Here is a 16,866-nt window from a genome sequence, read left to right as displayed (position 1 = left end):
ACGGGTGAGAACCTCTCTGGAGGCTTCTGCCGATCCGTGCGACAAAAGCCAACCTAGCGACGACGTAAGTCGAGCGCAACGGGTCATTACGGCGAGTTGTGTGGTACAACTTTCGATTCTCGGCGCCATCGCAGATCGCGGGCGTCGCCGCGGCATCGCGGGCGGCGCCGCGGCTCCGCCGCGTCAGTCGACACCGGTCGTGACCGGGATCACACCGCCCGGAGGGAGTCGCGGCCGATCTCGTCGATCGAGCGGTGCCCGGCGAGCGCCATCGTGAGGTCGAGCTCCGCGATGTGGTTGCGCACGACCTCGCGCACGCCGGTCTCGCCGGCGACCGCGAGGCCGTACGCGTACGGCCGGCCGATGCCCACCGCGGTGGCGCCGAGCGCGAGCGCGATGAACGCGTCCGCCCCGCCGCGCACGCCGCTGTCGAGGACGATCGGCACGCGTCCCGCGACGCGCTCCACGATCGCCGGCAGGGCGTCGAGCGTCGCGACCGAGCGATCGACCTGGCGGCCGCCGTGGTTGGAGACCACGATGCCGTCGGCACCGACGTCGAGGGCGCGGCTCGCGTCATCCGGATGCACGATGCCCTTGAGCAGCACGGGCAGCGACGTCCATTCCCGCAGGCGTGCGAGCCGGTCCCACGTGAGGCTCGGGTCGGAGAACACGTCGAGGAACGTCTCGACGGCCGCCCGCGGCAGCGGCGACCGGAGGGCCTCCCGCACGCCGCCCTCGACGAGGCGGGTGCCCGCGCCGGCGCGGGCGATCGAGAGTGCCGACGCCAGCAGCGTGGGCGTGACCTTCGGGCGCGCCCCTCCGCCGCCGTCGCGAGCGACGCGTCGGCGCACGAGGTCGGCGAACACCGGGTCGCTCGTGTACTGGGCGATGCCCTGGCCGCGGGTGAACGGGAGGAACGCCAGGTCGAGGTCGCGGGTGCGCCATCCGAGCACGTGCGTGTCGAGGGTGACGACCACGGCCTCGCAGCCGGACGCCTCGGCCCGCCGCAGCAGCGACGCGTTGAGTTCGTCCGATGCGCTCCAGTAGAGCTGGAACCACCGCGACCCGGCGCCCATCGCCGCGGCGACCTCCTCCATCGGGCGGGACGCCTGGTTCGACAGCACGTAGGGCACGTCGAGGGCGGACGCCGCTCGGCCCACCGCCACGTCGGCGTCGGCGTGCGCGAGCTCGGCGACGCCGATCGGCGAGAGCAGGAACGGCGTGGCGCGCCGTCGTCCGAGCAGCTCGATCGACAGATCGCGCTCGGCGACGTCGCGCAGCACGCGCGGCCACACCTGCCAGCGCGCGAACGCGGCGCGGTTCGCGGCCATGGTCGCCTCCGCGCCCGCACCGCCGGCGAGGTAGGCGAACGCCTCGGCCGAGGTCGCCCTGCGCGCCGCGCGCTCCAGGGCGCCGCCGTCGACCGGGACGGCGGGCTTCGTGCCGCTCACGCCCGCCCGGTACACCTCGGACTGCACGGCTCGCGCGTAGCCGCGGTGCGCATCGGTCATCGGGCCGCTCCTTCGCGATCGGACTGCGAGCCAGCGTAGCCATGCTCGTGCGCGCTCACCACGGCGTCGCCGCATCGGCTCGACGGATGCCGCCCGCGCCCGCCCTATGGTGGAGTGGATGTCCCAGCTGCCCGACCTGCTCGTCGCCGCCATCGCGCTCGTGCGCGAACGGCGCGTGCTCATGGTCACCGCGCGCGACCGCGACGTGCACTACATGCCCGGCGGCAAGATCGACCCCGGCGAGACCGCCGCGCAGGCCGCTGCGCGCGAGGCGCGCGAGGAGGTCGCGCTCGAGCTCGACCCCGACGCCCTCGAGGAGCTCTTCGAGGTGGTCGTGCAGGCGCACGGCGAGCCCGACGGTCGACTGGTGCGCATGCGGGTGTTCCGAGCCGAGACGGATGCCGCGCCCGCCGCCTCGGCGGAGGTCGGCGCGCTGCACTGGGTGACGACGGCCGACGCGGGCCGGTGCCCGCCCGCGGGCGCGGAGGTGCTCCGGCGGCTCGCGGCATCCGGCGTCATCGACTGACGCGACGCGGATCCCGCCGGCACGGCAGGGCGCCCGGTACGCCTCGTAGACTGCGGTCATGTCGGTGACACGCGAGTTCCGCCGCGACGACGGTGTGACGGTGATCACCGAGTCCGGGGTCGCCGGCGGCCCGTGCTTCGTGCTGGTGCACGGCATTGGCATGGGCCACCGCTACTGGTCGGATCTCGCCGACGCGCTCGCCCGCACCGGCCGTGTGCTCGCACTCGACCTGCCCGGATTCGGCGACGCGCCGGAGCCGGAGCATCCGCTCTCGATGCCGGAGTCGGGCGACTACCTCGCGGCGCTCCTCGACGCCGAGGACCTGCGCGACGTCGTGCTCGTCGGCCACTCGATGGGCGCGCAGATCGTCGCGGAGACCGCGGCGCGGCGTCCGCAGCGCGTGGGCCGGGTGGTGCTCATCGCCCCCACCGTGAACCCTCGGGAGCGCAGCGCGACGATGCAGGCCCTGCGCCTGCTGCAGGACGAATCGATCTCGAAGCCGAAGGTGCTCGGGCTCGCCCTGCTCTCGTACGTGCAGGCCGGGCCGCGGTGGTACTTCGCGAAGCTCCGCCTGATGGTCGACCATCGCGTGGAGGACGCACTGCCGCACGTCTCCGCGCCGGCCCTGGTGATCCGGGGAGCGGACGACCACATCTCGCCGCGCGGCTGGGCCCAGGAGGTCGCGCAGCTCCTGCCCCGCGGCCGCTACGTCGAGGTGCCGCATCGCGGGCACGAGACCATGGTCACGGCCGGCGAGTACGTGGCCGCGCTCGTCGATGCGCACGCCCGCGGCGAGGCCGTGGGCATCGACGTGCGCGTGCCCGCCGAGCCGGAGCCCCTCTCGCTCGTCGCACGGCTCGCGTGGTGGGCCGCCGACTACGCGTACGCCGGTGTGCGGCAGCTGGCGCTGTTCGCGCCGCCGTGGGCCATCGGACGCCGCCGGCCCTCGCCGGCCGGCTGGAGGTCGGGGTCGCCGGAGCTGCCCGAGATCGTGCTGCTGCCGGGCGTGTACGAGCACTGGACGTTCCTGCGCCCGCTCGGCGACGCGCTGAGCCGGGCGGGCTACCGGGTGCGGGCGGTGCACGGGCTCGGCACGAACCGCCGAGGCATCGCCGAGACGTCGGAGCGGCTCGGTCGCGCACTCGCGCGCACCCGCCCACCCGCCGCCGGCCGCGTCATCGTGGCCCACAGCAAGGGCGGGCTCATCGCCAAGCACCTGCTCGTCGCGTCCGGAGCCGCCGTCGCGGCGGCGGTCGAGGGTGCGGCAGGCGGCGACCCGGCCGCGGCGGCGGCCAACGCGGGCGTCGCACCGACCGGTGAGCGTTCGGAGGGCTCGGCGGGCTCGGCTGAGACGACCGCGAGCGCCGCCACGACGACCACGCAGGTCGCACCGCTCGGCCTGCTCGGCGTCGTCGCCATCTGCACGCCGTTCCGGGGCTCGCGGCTCGCGGTGCTCCTGCTGGATCCGAGCGTGCGCGCCCTGCTGCCGAGCGACGAGACGATCGTGCTGCTCGGTCGCGAGACCTCGGTCAACGGACGCATCGTCTCGATCTTCGGTCCGTTCGACCCGCACATCCCCGACGGCAGCATGCTCGAGGGCGCCACCAACGTGCGGGTCCCGGCGGCCGGCCACTTCCGCGTGCTCGGGGCGCCCGCAACCCACCGCGCGGTGCTCGACGCCGTGCAGCTGCTGTCGGCGCGCTGACCGGCGGCTGCGGATGCCGCGCGGACGCGGCATCCGCCCGAGGGAGGTCAGCGGGGCTGGCCGGGCTGTTCCGGCCCGATGCGGTATGGCCGCATCATCTCGTTGTCCTCGTGCTCGACGATGTGGCAGTGCCAGACGTACTGGCCCGCGGTGTCGAAGGTCGCCCGCACGCGGGTGATCTGGCCGGGATACGCGATCACCGTGTCCTTGCGGCCGGTCTCCCACCCCTCCGGGCCCGAGACGTCGCCGTCAGGCTGGAACGGCACGACGATGTCGTCGGGGTCGTCGACGTCGCGCACGAGTCCCTCCCGGTCGACCACCTCGAACGCGACCTCGTGCACGTGCATCGGGTGCGCGTCGGCCGTCGTGTTGACGAACTCCCAGACCTCGGTCGACCCGACCGCCGGGTTGTCGCTCACCGGGTCCTCCCACTCGTACTCGACGGGCACCCCGCCATCGGCCGTTCCGAGCAGCGCCGCGACCGGCCCGTCGACGGCATCCCCGTTCGCGTCGAACCCGATGCCCGACTTCTCGACGAGCACCAGCGAGCGGATCACGGACTCCGGCGGCAGCGGCGCGACCGCCGGAAGCACGAGGAACTCCCCCGGCGTCGTCGGATCCGGCGCCGTGGCGGGAACGACGCGGAACTCGAGCACCTGACCCGTGGACTCAGGGTCGGCGACCGGGAAGTCGACGCCGGGGATGCCGCCGCCGAACGGCTCGTCGGGACCGACGTTGCGAAGCACGTGGTTGCCCACCGGCACGTTCGTGAAGTCCACGATCACGTCGGCCCGTTCGGCGAGGCCCATCAGCAGCCGGCCGCCGTGGTCGGCGGTCAGGTTCACCGGCGCGGACAGGAACCCGCCCTCGTTTCCGATCTGCCACGCCTCCACGCCCGGGATGCCGTTGAAGTCGAGGATGAGGAACCGCGACTGGCAGCCGTTGAGGAAGCGGAACCGATACCGGCGCTGCTCGACGACCTGGAACGGCCACGTGTTGCCGTTGGCGATGAGCATGTTGCCGAAGAACTCGGGGTTCCAGATCGGCGAGAACTCGCCGACGGGGATGTAGTCGGCGACGATCTTATCGAAGAACGCCCTCGAGTCGGGGTAGAAGAGCGAGCCATCGTCGTTGAACGAGCGGTCCTGCACGGCGATCGGGATCTCGTAGTACGTCTTGTTCGACGGGAACTTGTCGTTCTCCTTCGGGGCGGGGCCCGGGAGCACGGCTGTGGTGCCGGAACGGCTGTCGAGCACCGAGTCGTCCCCGTCGGGGCCGCCCCGGATGAGGAAGAAGCCTGCCGGGCCCGCGTACACGTTCACGCGGGTCATGCCGAGGGTGTGGTCGTGGTACCAGATCGTCGAGGCACGCTGTGTGTTCGGGTACTGGAACGTGGCGAACCCCGGCCCCCACTCGACCCCGTACCTGGTCGCGGCCTTGTCGGCGAAGAACTCGTACCAGGTGCCCTCCGTCGCGTAGCCGGCGGGGATGTCGGCGGCGGCCGGCAGGTACCACGCCTCGGCGTAGCCGTCGCTCTCGTCGCCGACGCCGACCGAGCCGTGCACGTGCGTGACGATCGGCACTGGCCCCCCGTACGCGCCAGGGGTCGCCTCGAACATCGGCCGCGAGTCGCGCCCGTCCTCGCCGCCGGGCGGGTTCGCCCAGTGCAGCGTCGGGTCGACCGGCAGCAGGTGCGGCAGGTGGTTCCCGTCCACGTCGACGAGCTCGTTGATCCACTTGACCCGGACCGGCCGATTCCACCGCGCCTCGATCGTGAGCGAGGGCGCGTTGTGGACCAGGAGCCCGTCCTTCCTCGCGGAGGCCACGGCTCCGTAGCCCCAGACGAGCGTCGGCGGGAGACCGGCGGGCAGGACCTGCTGCGCGAACTGCCGCATCGAGATCTCATAGGAGTCCACGTTCTTGCCGCCCTGCACGGTGATGGTGCCGGCCCGCGGCATGACCGGCGGAATGAGCAGCGGCGTCCGGAACTTCGGCACGTCCAGGGGCGACAGCGTGCCGCCGGGAACCTGGGCGAGTGCAATCGCCGCTCCGTCAGGGCCGGTCGCGTAGAGGACGAAGCCGACCCCCGCGGCACCCGCAGCTGCGATGAACGTGCGCCGACTGATGGACCGCTCTGATCGGCGCTCCGCATCCATGAGGGACACCTCCTTGTGGCAACCGACGCGACGTTGCGCCAGCGCTCCTCGTAATCGGTCGCCCCCCGGCTGATTCCACGAACCTACGCGCGAGGCGTGTCCTCGGTCGGGACCTTCGGCCCCCGCGACCGGAGCGATGACGGATGCCGCGCGGTCGCGGCATCCGCTCAGTGCACGTACTCCAGCAGATCGAGCCCGACCTGGCGCATGCCGTCGAGCACCGCCAGGCGCGAGGTGAGCATCGTGTCGGCGAAGTACATCGACACCGCGTAGGCGACGCTCGCCCGCGGGCCGCGGAGTACGCCCACCTCGCTGCGGACGCCGCCGTCGGTGCCGGTCTTGTTCATCAGCAGCACGCCGTGGTCGGGCATGCGGTGCGCGAGCGGATCGAGCCCGAACGCCGAGGCGACCATCGAGAGGTCGGAGTTGAGCGACAGCCAGCCGACCACGCGCTGCGACACCTCGGGGCTCACGATCTCGCCGCGGGCGAGCGACGCGAAGAGCCACGTCAGCTCCTTGGCGGAGCCGATTGAGAGCTGGGGCGCGTCGTCGGGGCCGCGATGGTCGCGCACCAGGTCGAGCAGCGCCGTGCGGGTGAGCCCGAGCGCCTCGGTGCGGGCGCGCACCGCCTCGAGGCCGATGTAGCGGATCAGCACGTTGGTGGCGAGGTTGTCGCTCGTCGCGCCGATCAGGCCGGCGAGGTCGGCGAGCGGCAGCGACGGCGACTGCATGTGCTGCCAGATGCCGGAGTCGCCGACCGAGTCGCGCGGCGCGCGGTCGAGCACCGTGAACGCGTCGGAGCTCGCGCCGGTGAGACGCGAGGCGACCTCGACGAGCAGCAGCACCTTGCCGATGGAGGCGGTGGGCATCACGACGTGGTCGTCGACCGAGAACAGCACCTTGCCCGTCGCGAGGTCGGTGGCCCTGGCCGACACCTGCACGCCGTCGAGGGCGAGCTCGCCGAGGGCGTTGAAGCCGCGCGCGAAGTTCTCGTTGGGCTCCTCGGTGCGGTGCCGTCCACGTCGCATGCTCGCATGCCGTGCGCGCCGCTCGGAACCCTGCGACGACGTCACCACGGTGATTGCACGATCTTCCTCGGACGGTCGGCGCTCCCCCACCGCGGTCTGCGGCGCGCTCGAGAACAGTTGGCTGGACGGTTGTGTTCGGTCGGCTACCAGATGGTCACCCGCTCGGCCGGCTCGAGCCAGAGGGCGTCTTCGGAAGTCACACCGAAGCCAGTGTAGAACTCGTCGATGTTCCGCACGATCTGGTTGCAGCGGAACTCGTTCGGGGAGTGCGGATCGATCGCCAGCAGGCGGATGACCTCCTCGTCGCGCCCCTTCATCTGCCAGGCCTGTGCCCACGAGAGGAAGAAGCGCTCGGCGCCCGTGAGGCCGTCGACGACCGGCGGTTCGGCGCCGTCGAGCGAGAGCACGTAGGCCTTCCAGGCGATGGCGAGGCCGCCCAGGTCGCCGATGTTCTCGCCGATCGTGAGCGCGCCGTTCACGTGGTGCTCGGGCACCTGCGCGGGTGCGAGCGCGTCGTACTGGGCGATGAGCGCCTTCGTGCGGTCCTCGAACGCGTCACGGTCGGCCTCGGTCCACCAGTCGGTGAGTCGCCCGTCGCCGTCGTACTTCGAGCCCTGGTCGTCGAAGCCGTGGCCGATCTCATGGCCGATGACCGCGCCGATCGCGCCGTAGTTCGCGGCGGCGTCGCGCTCGGGCGTGAAGAACGGGTACTGCAGGATCGCCGCGGGGAAGACGATCTCGTTGAACCCCGGGTTGTAGTACGCGTTGATCGTCTGCGGCGTCATGAACCACTCGTCGCGGTCGATCGGCTTGCCGATCTTGCCGAGCTCGCGGTTGAACTCGAACTCGGCCGTGGCGCGCACGTTGGCCACCAGGTCGTCGGCGTCGATCTCGAGCTTCGAGTAGTCGCGCCACTTCACGGGGAAGCCGATCTTCGGCGTGAACTTCGCGAGCTTCTCGAGCGCGCGGGTGCGGGTCTTCTTGCCCATCCAGTCGAGCGCCGTGATCGACTGCCGGTAGGCCTCGACGAGGTTGGCGACGAGGTCGTCCATGGCCTGCTTCGCGGCCGGCGGGAAGTGGCGCTCCACGTAGATGCGGCCCACGGCCTCGCCCATCGCGCCCTCCACGAGCGAGACGCCGCGCTTCCAGCGCTCGCGCATCTGCGGCGTGCCGGTCAGCGTGCGGCCGTAGAAGTCGAAGTTCGCCTCGACGAAGTCGTTCGACAGGTAGGCCGCGTTCGAGCGGATCACCTGCCACGCGAGCCAGTCCTTCCACGCCGGGAGCCGCTCCTCCGTGAGCAGCGCGCCGAGTCCCTCGACGAAGGACGGCTCGCGCAGCACGAGCTCGTCGAACGCGCCCTCGGGCACGCCCATGGCGTCGCGCCACACCTGCAGGTCGACGGATGCCGCGGCCGCGGCATCCGCCCACTGGAACAGGTTGTACGTCTTCTCGCTGTCGCGCGTGTCGACGTTGTTCCAGTGCACCTTCGCGAGGTCGGTCTCGAGGTCGAAGACACGGACGGCCCGGTCGGCGGGATCCTCGAGCTGGGCGAGCCCGAACATGCGCTCGAGGTGGGCGTTGTACGCGGTGCGCACGCCCTCGAAGCGCTCCTCGCGGAAGTAGCTCTCGTCGGGCAGGCCGATGCCGCCCTGCTCGACGAAGACGAGGTAGCGCTCGGGGTCGCCGGGGTCGTTGTCGACGTACAGCTGCAGGAAGCCCGAGACGCCCTGGCGCTCCAGGCGGCCGAGCGTCTCGAGGAACGACTCGACCGAGGCGACGAGCGACACGTCGACGAGCTGGCCCGCGATCGGCGTCGCGCCGAGCAGGTCGGCTCGCTGCTCGTTCATGAAGCTCGCGTACAGGTCGCCGACCTTGCGGGCCTCGGTGCCCGGCTCGGCCTGCTGCGCCTCCTCGATGATCTCGCGCACCGCCTGCTCGGCCTCCTCGTGCAGCACGAGGAACGAGCCGTAGCGGGCCTTGTCGGCCGGGATCTCAGTGCGTTCGATCCACCTGCCGTTGACGTGCCGGAAGAGGTCGTCCTGCGGACGCACGTCGGCGTCGAGTTCGTCCTTCGCGATGCCTGAGGGAAGCGTGACGTCGGTCATCCCCCCAGCCTAGGCCGGGGTGCCCGGCGAGCGGATGCCCCGACGGCGCGTCTCACGGCGCACTCGCAGCGTGGCGGCATCCGGCCCCCTCAGCGCAGCTGCGCGAACCCCTCCGCCTTGCGAGTCGGACCGACGATCAGGATGGTGTCCTCACTCTCCAGCACGGTGTCGGCGTCGGCGTTGGTCCACTCGGCGCCGGGCTTCTTGTACGCCGCGATGGTGACGCCGAACTCCTTGCGCAGCCCCGTCTTGCCGAGCGGGATGCCGTGCAGGCGCGCCGGCGGCGACGACTTGACCACGGCGTAGCCGCGCTCGATCTCGATGTAGTCCTGTGCCGCGCCACGCACGAGGTGGGCGACCTTGCGGCCCATGTCGCTCTCGGGCGACACGACGTGGTGCACGCCGAGCTGCTCGAGGATCAGGGCGTGCTCGTCGCTGTCGGCCTTCGCCCAGATCGATGGCAGGCCCATCGACAGCAGCGCCGACGAGGTGAGGATCGAGGACTCGAGGTCGCCCCCGATCGCGACGACCACGCGGTCGAACTGGTCGATCGAGAGCTGGCGCAGCACCTCGGTCTTGGTCGGGTCGGCGCGCACTACCTGGGTGAGCTTGCCGTTGAGGCTCTGCACATTGTCGTCGCCGGCGTCGATGCCGAGCACCTCGGTGCCGCCGGCCATGAGCTCGAGGGCGAGCGATCGGCCGAACCGGCCGAGCCCGATGACCGCGACCGAATCGGCCTCGGCGATGCGGCGAGTGGTGCTCTGGTCGCCGAACAGCGAACGTCTAGCCAACGACGGGCCTCTCCTTCGGGAATTCGTACAGGATGCGGCGGTCGCGCAGGACGAGCGCGGTGCCGAGGGTGAGCGGGCCGACGCGGCCGGCGAGCATGAGCACCGCGAGCACGATCTTCGCCGAGTCGGGCAGGTCGGGGGTGATCCCCGTCGAGAGACCGGTGGTGCTGAACGCGGAGATCACCTCGAAGAGGATCCGCCCGAGCGGCAGCTCGGTGAGCTGCAGCAGCAGGAGCGTCGGTCCCACCACGGCGGCGACGCTGACGAGCACGACCGTGATCGCCTGGCGGTGCACCGCGCGGGAGAGCCGCTTGCCGAAGATGTTCACCTGGAGCTCGCCGCGGAACTCGGCGAGCATCACGAAGAAGAGCACGAAGAAGGTGGTCACGCGGATACCGCCGCCGACGCTCGCAGGTCCCGTGCCGATGAACATGAGGACGTCGCTGGCGAACCAGCTCTCGTCGTTCATCGCCGCGATGTCGACGGTGTTGAACCCGCCCGACCGGGTCATCACCGACGCGAAGAAGCCGGCGAGGACTCGCGTGGCCGGGTCCAATGGACCGAGGGTGCCCGGGTTGTCCCACTCGACGATCGTGAGATAGCCCGCCCCGAGCAGGAGCAGCACGACGGTTCCGAACACCACCAGGTTCGTGTTCATGCTCCACCGCAGCGGGTGCCGCCACTCCTTCCAGAGCTGCACGATGACCGGGAACCCGAGACCGCCGAGGATGACCGCCGCGCAGAGCGGCAGGCAGATGAATGGGTCGCCGACGAACCGCATCATGCTGTCGGACTGGAGCGAGAACCCGAGGTTCGTGAACGCCGAGATCGAGTCGAAGATCCCGTTCCACGCTGCGCGACCGACGTCCCACCCGTAGTGCGTCAGGTACCGCAGGAAGAGGAGCAGGGCGACGATCGCCTCGATGAGCAGCGTGATGCCGATGACGGTACGCACGAGCTTGCGCAGGTCGGTGAAGCCCTCGGCGCGGAACTCGTTCGCGGCATTGAGGCGCGTGCGCAACGAGAGCCGGCGCGCGAGCAGCACGCCGATGAGGGCGGCCGAGACGAGGATGCCGAGCCCGCCGAGCTGGGTCATCACGATGAGCAGGAGCTGGCCGAGGAAGGTCCAGTGCGTCGCAGTGTCGACGGGGGTGAGGCCCGTCGTGGTCACGGCGGACGCGGCTGTGAACAGCGCGTCCACGGGCGTCGTGACGCGTCCGGGCGCCGTCATGCCCGGCAGCAGGAGCAGCACCGTGCCCGCCGCGATCGCGACCGAGAAGCCGACCACCACCACCTGCGCCGGGTGCAGGCGGAATCGCCGACGCAGACCCTCCGTCGGGCTCTCGTTGACGGGCTTGCGCGTGGCCACGGGCACACCATACGCCCGTGGGAGGCCGTTCGGCAGCATGCCCGCGCCCCGAGCATGCCGGCGGGCGGAGATCCCGTGCGCACGCCGCTCGGACCGGCCGATCTCGCGTCCACGGAGGATTTCGGCTTGACTGGAGGTCATCCAGGGGTCACAGGCGATCGGTGCACCGGCGTTCGCCGAGCCCCTTCGAATCGAGGACGAGGTACAGGGTGACGGCGATGGGGCGGTCCTGGCGACTGGGAACGATGGTCGTGCTCGCGCTCGGCCTGACGGCGTGCACGGCGGAGGCCGATCCCGCGCCGAGCGGTCCGGTCGTGCAGCTCGGAGCACCCGGCCAGCCGAACCGCACCCTCTCGCCCGAGGAGGCGGGCCAGCTCGGGGCGCCGACGTTCGTCGAGGAGGACGTGACGTTCATGCGAGACATGATCGATCACCACTCCCAGGCCATCGTGATGACCGGCTTCGTGGACGCCCGAACCGATGACCGCGACATCCGGCTGCTCGCCGAGCGGATGCAGATCAGCCAGGAGGGCGAGCTCGACCTCATCGTGCAGTGGCTCCAGGACCGGGTCCAGCCGCTGCGTGACGGCGACCACGACGGGCATGCCGAGGGGCACGAGATGCCCGGGATGCTCACGGAGCAGCAGCTCGCGCGCCTCGAGGCGGCCGACGGCAGCACGTTCGACCGGCTGTTCCTCGAGTCCATGATCCAGCACCACCAGGGTGCCCTGCAGATGGTCGACGAGCTCTACGCCTCCGGCGGCGGCCAGGAGTCGGCGATCGACCAGTTCGCGCGTCACGTCGAGTCCGACCAGGGCATCGAGATCGCCCGAATGCAGGAGATGCTCGCCGAACGCGCGTCCTGATCCGCGCCGCGGCGGCGGGCGGACGTGACGATGCCCGGTGATCCGCGGACCACCGGGCATCGTCATCGAGTGGGGAGGCCGGCCGGAACCGGCCTCCCCGAACGGAATCAGCCGAACGTCCCGGCGAGCGCGTCGAGCGCCTGCACGAGGTTCGAATCGGCCGGAGCGCCCGACGTGCGAGCCGCCGTGTCGAGGTGCGCCGCGATGGCGGCGGCACTGGCCGACTCGCCCGCCAGCTTCTCGGCCTGGTCGATGGACTTGTTCACCTGCTTCAGCGCGTTGCCGCTCAGGCTGCCGTCGCGCGCCGCCTGGTCGACGTACGACCGTGCGACGGCGAAGCTCGGGGCGTGCACCAGCTTCGTCTGGAGCTGTGCGTTGAACTCGTCGAGCTGGATCTCCCCGGCCGCGGCGATCTCGTTGGCCGACAGGTGGTCGCTCGGCGTGAAGGCCAGGCTCTCGAAGCCGCGCGCGATCTCGCTGCCGAGCACGTTCCCGTTGTACCAGTACGTCGACCAGTACCCGCCGAGGTTGAGTCCCGTCGGGTTCGGCGTGTTGATCGGCCCACGGTCGAGGTAGGCGATCTCGGTCGGGTTGGCCGTGTCGGTGAAGTCGATGACCGACAACCCGCCCTGGTACCAGGCCTGCACCATGATGTCGCGACCCGGAACCGGCACGATCGAGCCGTTGTGGGCGACGCAGTTCTCCTGCGACGTCTGCGGAACCGGGAGCTTGTAGTAACTCGCGAACTGCAGCTTGCCGTCGACGATGTCGAAGATCGCGTCGGCGCCCCACTGCGGCTGGTCGGTCACCCGGCAGCGAGCGGACGTGCCGCCGCCCCACTCATCGGTGAAGATCACCTTCGTGCCGTCGTTGTTGAACGTCGCCGAGTGCCAGTACGAGAAGTTCGGGTCGGCGACCGCGTCGATCCGCACCGGATTCGCCGGGTCGGAGATGTCGACGAGGAGGCCGTTGCCCTGGCACGCGCCCGCGAGGAGCCCGATCTCGGGGAACGCCGTGACGTCGTGGCACGTGTTCGTGTTCGGCAGCGGGCTGTACGGCGTGCCGCTCGGGTGCAGCGTGCCGGACTGCGTGTTCTGCAGGCCGTTGTACGCGCCCGTGGTCGGGTCGGTGAAGATCCTCGGCTGGCTGACGATCGCGGCCGTCTGGGGCGCCGCGAGCGGCACCTTGATGACGTCGATGCGCCACTGCGTGGGGTTGCCCGTGGTCACCGGCGCAGTGGTGAGTGCCGCGTTCTCGCAGCCCGCGAGCTCCGCCGACGACCGGACGCCAGAGGTGCCCGAGTTGTAGATGTAGACGTTGGCAGGGTCGTCGGGATCGGTCACGAGCGTGTGCGTGTGCGAACCGCGACACGTCTGCACGCCGGGCAGTTGCACGGGGTTGTCGATGTCGCTGATGTCGAAGATGCGCACGCCGCGGAAGCGTTCGGTGTTCACCGGACCGGGAGCGCCCTGGGTGCCGCAGTCGATCCGGCCGCGGGTCTCCTCGACCGACATGAAGAGCAGGTCGCCGTAGACCGACACGTCACCCTGGCCGCCGGGGCACACGAACGCGGAGCGCAGCGTCGGAGCCTCGGCATCCGCGATGTCGTAGACCTGGAAGCCGTTGAAGTTGCCGACGATGGCGTGGTCACCGGTGAACGCCAGGTCGGAGTTCACGAAGCCGAAGTTGCCGGGGGCCGCGTCGAACGGTGCGACGCGAGGGAGGCTCGCCAGGAGCTCGATGTTGCTCGTCGCCGTGACCGCGTCGAGGTATCCCGGCGGGAGGTCGACGCGGGGGTCGGTGTCGGCGGCGGCCGCGGTGGCCGTCAGCAGGGACGCGCCGAGCAGCAGTGCTCCGGCGGCGGCGAGCGCTCGCCTGCGCGATCGTGGTGGTCGGTGTGAGGTTCTCATCGGTGGTGCCCTCTCTCTTCGCGCTTCTCCGAGCGATCGATGCCCTCCGACGAGCGAGCCGCACGACGTCGTGCTGCTCGCGGCCCCGAGGGCCGAACTGTTCACCAACGTATCGGGAAACGGGGTACGAGCGCAGCATGCGTTTTCCGGTACCGCGGTCGGTCCGCGCGCATAGGCTCGAAGGCGCATGAGCACCACCACCCGATCTGCCCGCGCGGTCGACCGCGACATCCTGCGCCTCGCCGTGCCCGCGCTCGGCGCGCTCGTCGCCGAGCCGCTGTTCCTGCTCGCCGACACGGCGATGGTGGGGCACCTCGGCGCCACGCCCCTGGCGGGCCTCGGCCTCGCCAGCGCGGTGCTGCAGACGATCATCGGCCTCATGGTGTTCCTGGCCTACGCCACGACACCGGCGGTGGCCCGCCGTCTCGGCGCGGGCGACGAGCGCGCAGGGGTGGCGGCCGGGGTCGACGGGCTGTGGCTCGCGCTCGGGCTCGGTGCGGTGCTCGCGCTCGCGGGCTGGGCGGCGACGCCGTGGCTGGTCCAGCTCTTCGGCGCGTCGGCGGCGGTCTCGGCCGAGGCATCCGCGTACCTCTCGATCTCGATGGCCGGCCTGCCGGCGATGCTCGTGGTGTTCGCCGCCACCGGCCTGCTGCGCGGCCTGCAGGACACGCGCACGCCGCTCTGGGTCGCCGGTCTCGGGTTCACGGCCAACATCGGGCTCAACGCGCTCTTCATCTACGGGTTCGGCTGGGGCATCGCGGGCTCGGCCATCGGCACCGTCATCGCCCAGTGGGGCATGGTCGTGGTGTACCTCGTGGTCATCGCCCGGCACGTGCGGCGCGTCGGTGCGAGCCCGTGGCCGCACCACGCGGGCGTCCTGCACGGGGCGAGGTCGGGCGGGTGGCTGTTCCTGCGCACGCTGAGCCTGCGGGTCGCGCTGCTGCTCGCGACGTGGGCGGCGACCTCGCTCGGCCGAGACGAGCTCGCGGCGTACCAGGTCGCCATCACGATCTACTTCACGCTGGGCTTCGCGCTCGACGCGCTCGCGATCGCCGCGCAGGCGCTCATCGGCAAGGGGCTCGGGTCGAGCGACGTGGCGCATGTGCGGGCCGTGTTGCGTCGCTGCGTCGAATGGGGCATCTGGTCGGGTGCGGTGCTCGGCGCGATCGTGGTCGCGACGGCCTGGGTGCTGCCTGCCCTGTTCACCTCGTCGGCCGAGGTCGCCGCGCTGCTGCCGCCGTCGCTCGTGGTGCTCGGCCTCTCGGCGCCGCTCGGCGGGCTCGTGTTCGTGCTCGACGGCGTGCTCATCGGCGCCGGCGACGCGCGCTACCTCGCGTGGACGGGCCTCGTGAACCTCGCCGTGTTCGTCCCGCTCGCGCTCGGCACGGTGTGGTGGGCGGATGCCGCGGGCCTCCCGGGCGCCGCATCGCTCGCGTGGCTCACGGCGTCGTTCGCGATCGGCTACCTCGCCGCCCGCGCGATCACGCTGTCGGTGCGGGCGCACGGGTCGACCTGGATGGTCACGGGCGCGACGGCGTAGCGCCCGCCGCCGACGGCGAACGGGGTGGCGGGCCCGTGGTGTCGCCGACGTGGAGCGTGCTCGTGAAGCAGACCGACTCGGGCGGCTCGCCCGCGAGCAGCTGCACCACGGCCTCGCCCGCCGCGCGGCCCTTCGCGACCGACGGCTGCACGAGGGTCGTCAGGTCGTGCTGCAGGCCGTCGACGCGGATGCCGTCGAATCCGAGCACGCTGAGTTCCGCGGGCACGGCCACGCCGAGCTCCTCGGCGGCCTGGATCACGCCGGCCGCGAGCAGGTCGCTCTGCGCGATGACCGCAGTGGGGCGGTGGGCCGGGTCGGCGAGCAGTGCGCGCCCGGCCTCGAGGCCCTCCTCGATCGAGCTCACCGCGGCGGCACGGCCGGTGGCGTGCGGGAACACGTCGCGAGCGCCGAGCAGCCGCTCGCTGGCGGTGTCCGCGGTGCTGCCGCGCTCGAGGTCGGGCGTCAAGGGGCCGCGCGTGCGGGCGGCGTCGAATGGGAGCGTGACGAGCGCGACATCCGTGTGCCCGAGGTCGCGCAGGTACTCGGCGCCGCGTCGGGTCGCCTCGCGGTTGTCGATGGAGATCTGGGGCACGTCGTCTCCGGTCGCGCCCTCGATGGCGACGGCCGGGATGCCGCGGCGACGCAGCGCCTCGACGGAATGCCCGAGCCGCGGGCTGCATCCGACCAGCACCACCGCATCGACGGGTGCGCTCTCGATGCCGACGGCGTTGCCGCCCTCCTCACCGGTGTCCGTGAGCAGGAGGAGGCCCGCGCCGAGCGGCGCGATTCCCTCGGTGATGCCGTCGAGCATCTGGATCTTCACGGGATCGAGGAAGGCCGCGCGCACGCGCTCCTCGAGCACCACGCCCACGATGCCCGAGCGGCCGCGGCGCAGCGAGCGCCCGCGGGGGTCGGGGCCGGCGTAGCCGAGCTCGGATGCCGCGGCGAGCACGCGCTCCTTCGTGGCATCCGACACCGGGCCGGAGCCGCTGTAGGCGAGCGAGGCCGTGGACGCCGAGACGCCGGCCAGCGCCGCCACGTCGGCGAGCGTGGGACGGGTGATCGGGGCGGTCCGCGGTGCGGGATCCGTCTGCATGGGGCTGATTCTAGGCCGAATCGATTCGAGCGGGCTGGGGCGCGGTACCACGGCGGCCGCTCGGCATCGCATGGCGGCTCGGCCGGCGCAATTCAGGAGATCGGGCGCCCTCCCTCCGGTCAGCGGGTCACGGGTCCCGAAACTCCTGCGTTGCGGGCACCGCTGGCGATGCACACCCTCGCCGAGATGACGCGAACTGCCGCTTCGCACCTGGAAGAGCGACCGTTCGCGTCATCTCGCTTGGGTGAAGCATCCGCGCCGGC

General features: G+C 71.6%; 12 protein-coding genes. 4 read left to right on the top strand and 8 right to left on the bottom strand.

What is annotated here, in order from left to right:
• Positions 1-209: 209 nt before the first annotated feature.
• Positions 210-1,511 (bottom strand): alpha-hydroxy-acid oxidizing protein, encoded by a 1,302-nt coding sequence (locus EV187_RS18005; RefSeq protein ID WP_130354434.1) that lies wholly within the window; start codon positions 1,509-1,511, stop codon positions 210-212.
• A 118-nt stretch (positions 1,512-1,629) separates the two neighbouring features.
• Between EV187_RS18005 and EV187_RS18000 the strand changes: the two genes are divergently transcribed.
• Entirely contained in the window at positions 1,630-2,037 is a 408-nt protein-coding gene (locus EV187_RS18000) for an NUDIX domain-containing protein (RefSeq protein WP_130354433.1), read from the top strand.
• 58 nt (positions 2,038-2,095) lie between these two features.
• Positions 2,096-3,742: an alpha/beta hydrolase gene (locus EV187_RS18840; RefSeq protein ID WP_130354432.1), complete on the top strand. Its 1,647-nt coding sequence runs from the start codon at positions 2,096-2,098 to the stop codon at positions 3,740-3,742.
• A 47-nt stretch (positions 3,743-3,789) separates the two neighbouring features.
• On the opposite strand, the gene EV187_RS17990 is transcribed toward EV187_RS18840, so the two are convergent.
• The 5 genes from EV187_RS17990 to EV187_RS17970 form a co-directional block, all read right to left on the bottom strand.
• Entirely contained in the window at positions 3,790-5,898 is a 2,109-nt protein-coding gene (locus tag EV187_RS17990) for a multicopper oxidase family protein (protein ID WP_130354431.1), read from the bottom strand.
• Between the two features lie 167 nt (positions 5,899-6,065).
• The gene (locus EV187_RS17985) at positions 6,066-6,926 is read right to left on the bottom strand and encodes a serine hydrolase (protein ID WP_165391271.1); all 861 of its coding nucleotides are present in this window, start codon (positions 6,924-6,926) and stop codon (positions 6,066-6,068) included.
• 143 nt (positions 6,927-7,069) lie between these two features.
• Positions 7,070-9,031, bottom strand: coding sequence for a M13 family metallopeptidase (locus EV187_RS17980; protein ID WP_130354429.1), 1,962 nt, complete (start codon positions 9,029-9,031; stop codon positions 7,070-7,072).
• Between the two features lie 89 nt (positions 9,032-9,120).
• Positions 9,121-9,822, bottom strand: coding sequence for a potassium channel family protein (locus EV187_RS17975; protein ID WP_130354428.1), 702 nt, complete (start codon positions 9,820-9,822; stop codon positions 9,121-9,123).
• A complete protein-coding gene (locus EV187_RS17970) occupies positions 9,815-11,191 on the bottom strand; it encodes a TrkH family potassium uptake protein (protein WP_242609696.1) in 1,377 nt (458 codons plus the stop codon). The genes EV187_RS17975 and EV187_RS17970 overlap by 8 nt, the downstream gene beginning before the upstream one ends.
• A 218-nt stretch (positions 11,192-11,409) precedes the next feature.
• On the opposite strand from EV187_RS17970, the gene EV187_RS17965 reads away from it, so the two are divergent.
• Positions 11,410-12,057 carry a DUF305 domain-containing protein gene (locus tag EV187_RS17965; protein ID WP_130354426.1) on the top strand — a complete coding sequence of 216 codons (648 nt, stop codon included), beginning with the start codon at positions 11,410-11,412 and terminating at the stop codon, positions 12,055-12,057.
• Between the two features lie 107 nt (positions 12,058-12,164).
• On the opposite strand, the gene EV187_RS17960 is transcribed toward EV187_RS17965, so the two are convergent.
• Positions 12,165-13,967 (bottom strand): LVIVD repeat-containing protein, encoded by a 1,803-nt coding sequence (locus tag EV187_RS17960; protein WP_130354425.1) that lies wholly within the window; start codon positions 13,965-13,967, stop codon positions 12,165-12,167.
• A 187-nt stretch (positions 13,968-14,154) separates the two neighbouring features.
• On the opposite strand from EV187_RS17960, the gene EV187_RS17955 reads away from it, so the two are divergent.
• Positions 14,155-15,507 (top strand): MATE family efflux transporter, encoded by a 1,353-nt coding sequence (locus EV187_RS17955; RefSeq protein ID WP_130354424.1) that lies wholly within the window; start codon positions 14,155-14,157, stop codon positions 15,505-15,507.
• On the opposite strand, the gene EV187_RS17950 is transcribed toward EV187_RS17955, so the two are convergent.
• Positions 15,488-16,603 carry a LacI family DNA-binding transcriptional regulator gene (locus EV187_RS17950; RefSeq protein ID WP_130354423.1) on the bottom strand — a complete coding sequence of 372 codons (1,116 nt, stop codon included), beginning with the start codon at positions 16,601-16,603 and terminating at the stop codon, positions 15,488-15,490. The genes EV187_RS17955 and EV187_RS17950 overlap by 20 nt on opposite strands.
• Positions 16,604-16,866: the final 263 nt, after the last annotated feature.

It is taken from the genome of Agromyces ramosus (genome assembly GCF_004216665.1).
Classification (GTDB): domain Bacteria; phylum Actinomycetota; class Actinomycetes; order Actinomycetales; family Microbacteriaceae; genus Agromyces; species Agromyces ramosus.
Note: the sequence above shows the minus strand (reverse complement) of the source record. Positions and strands in the feature narration are given on the sequence as shown.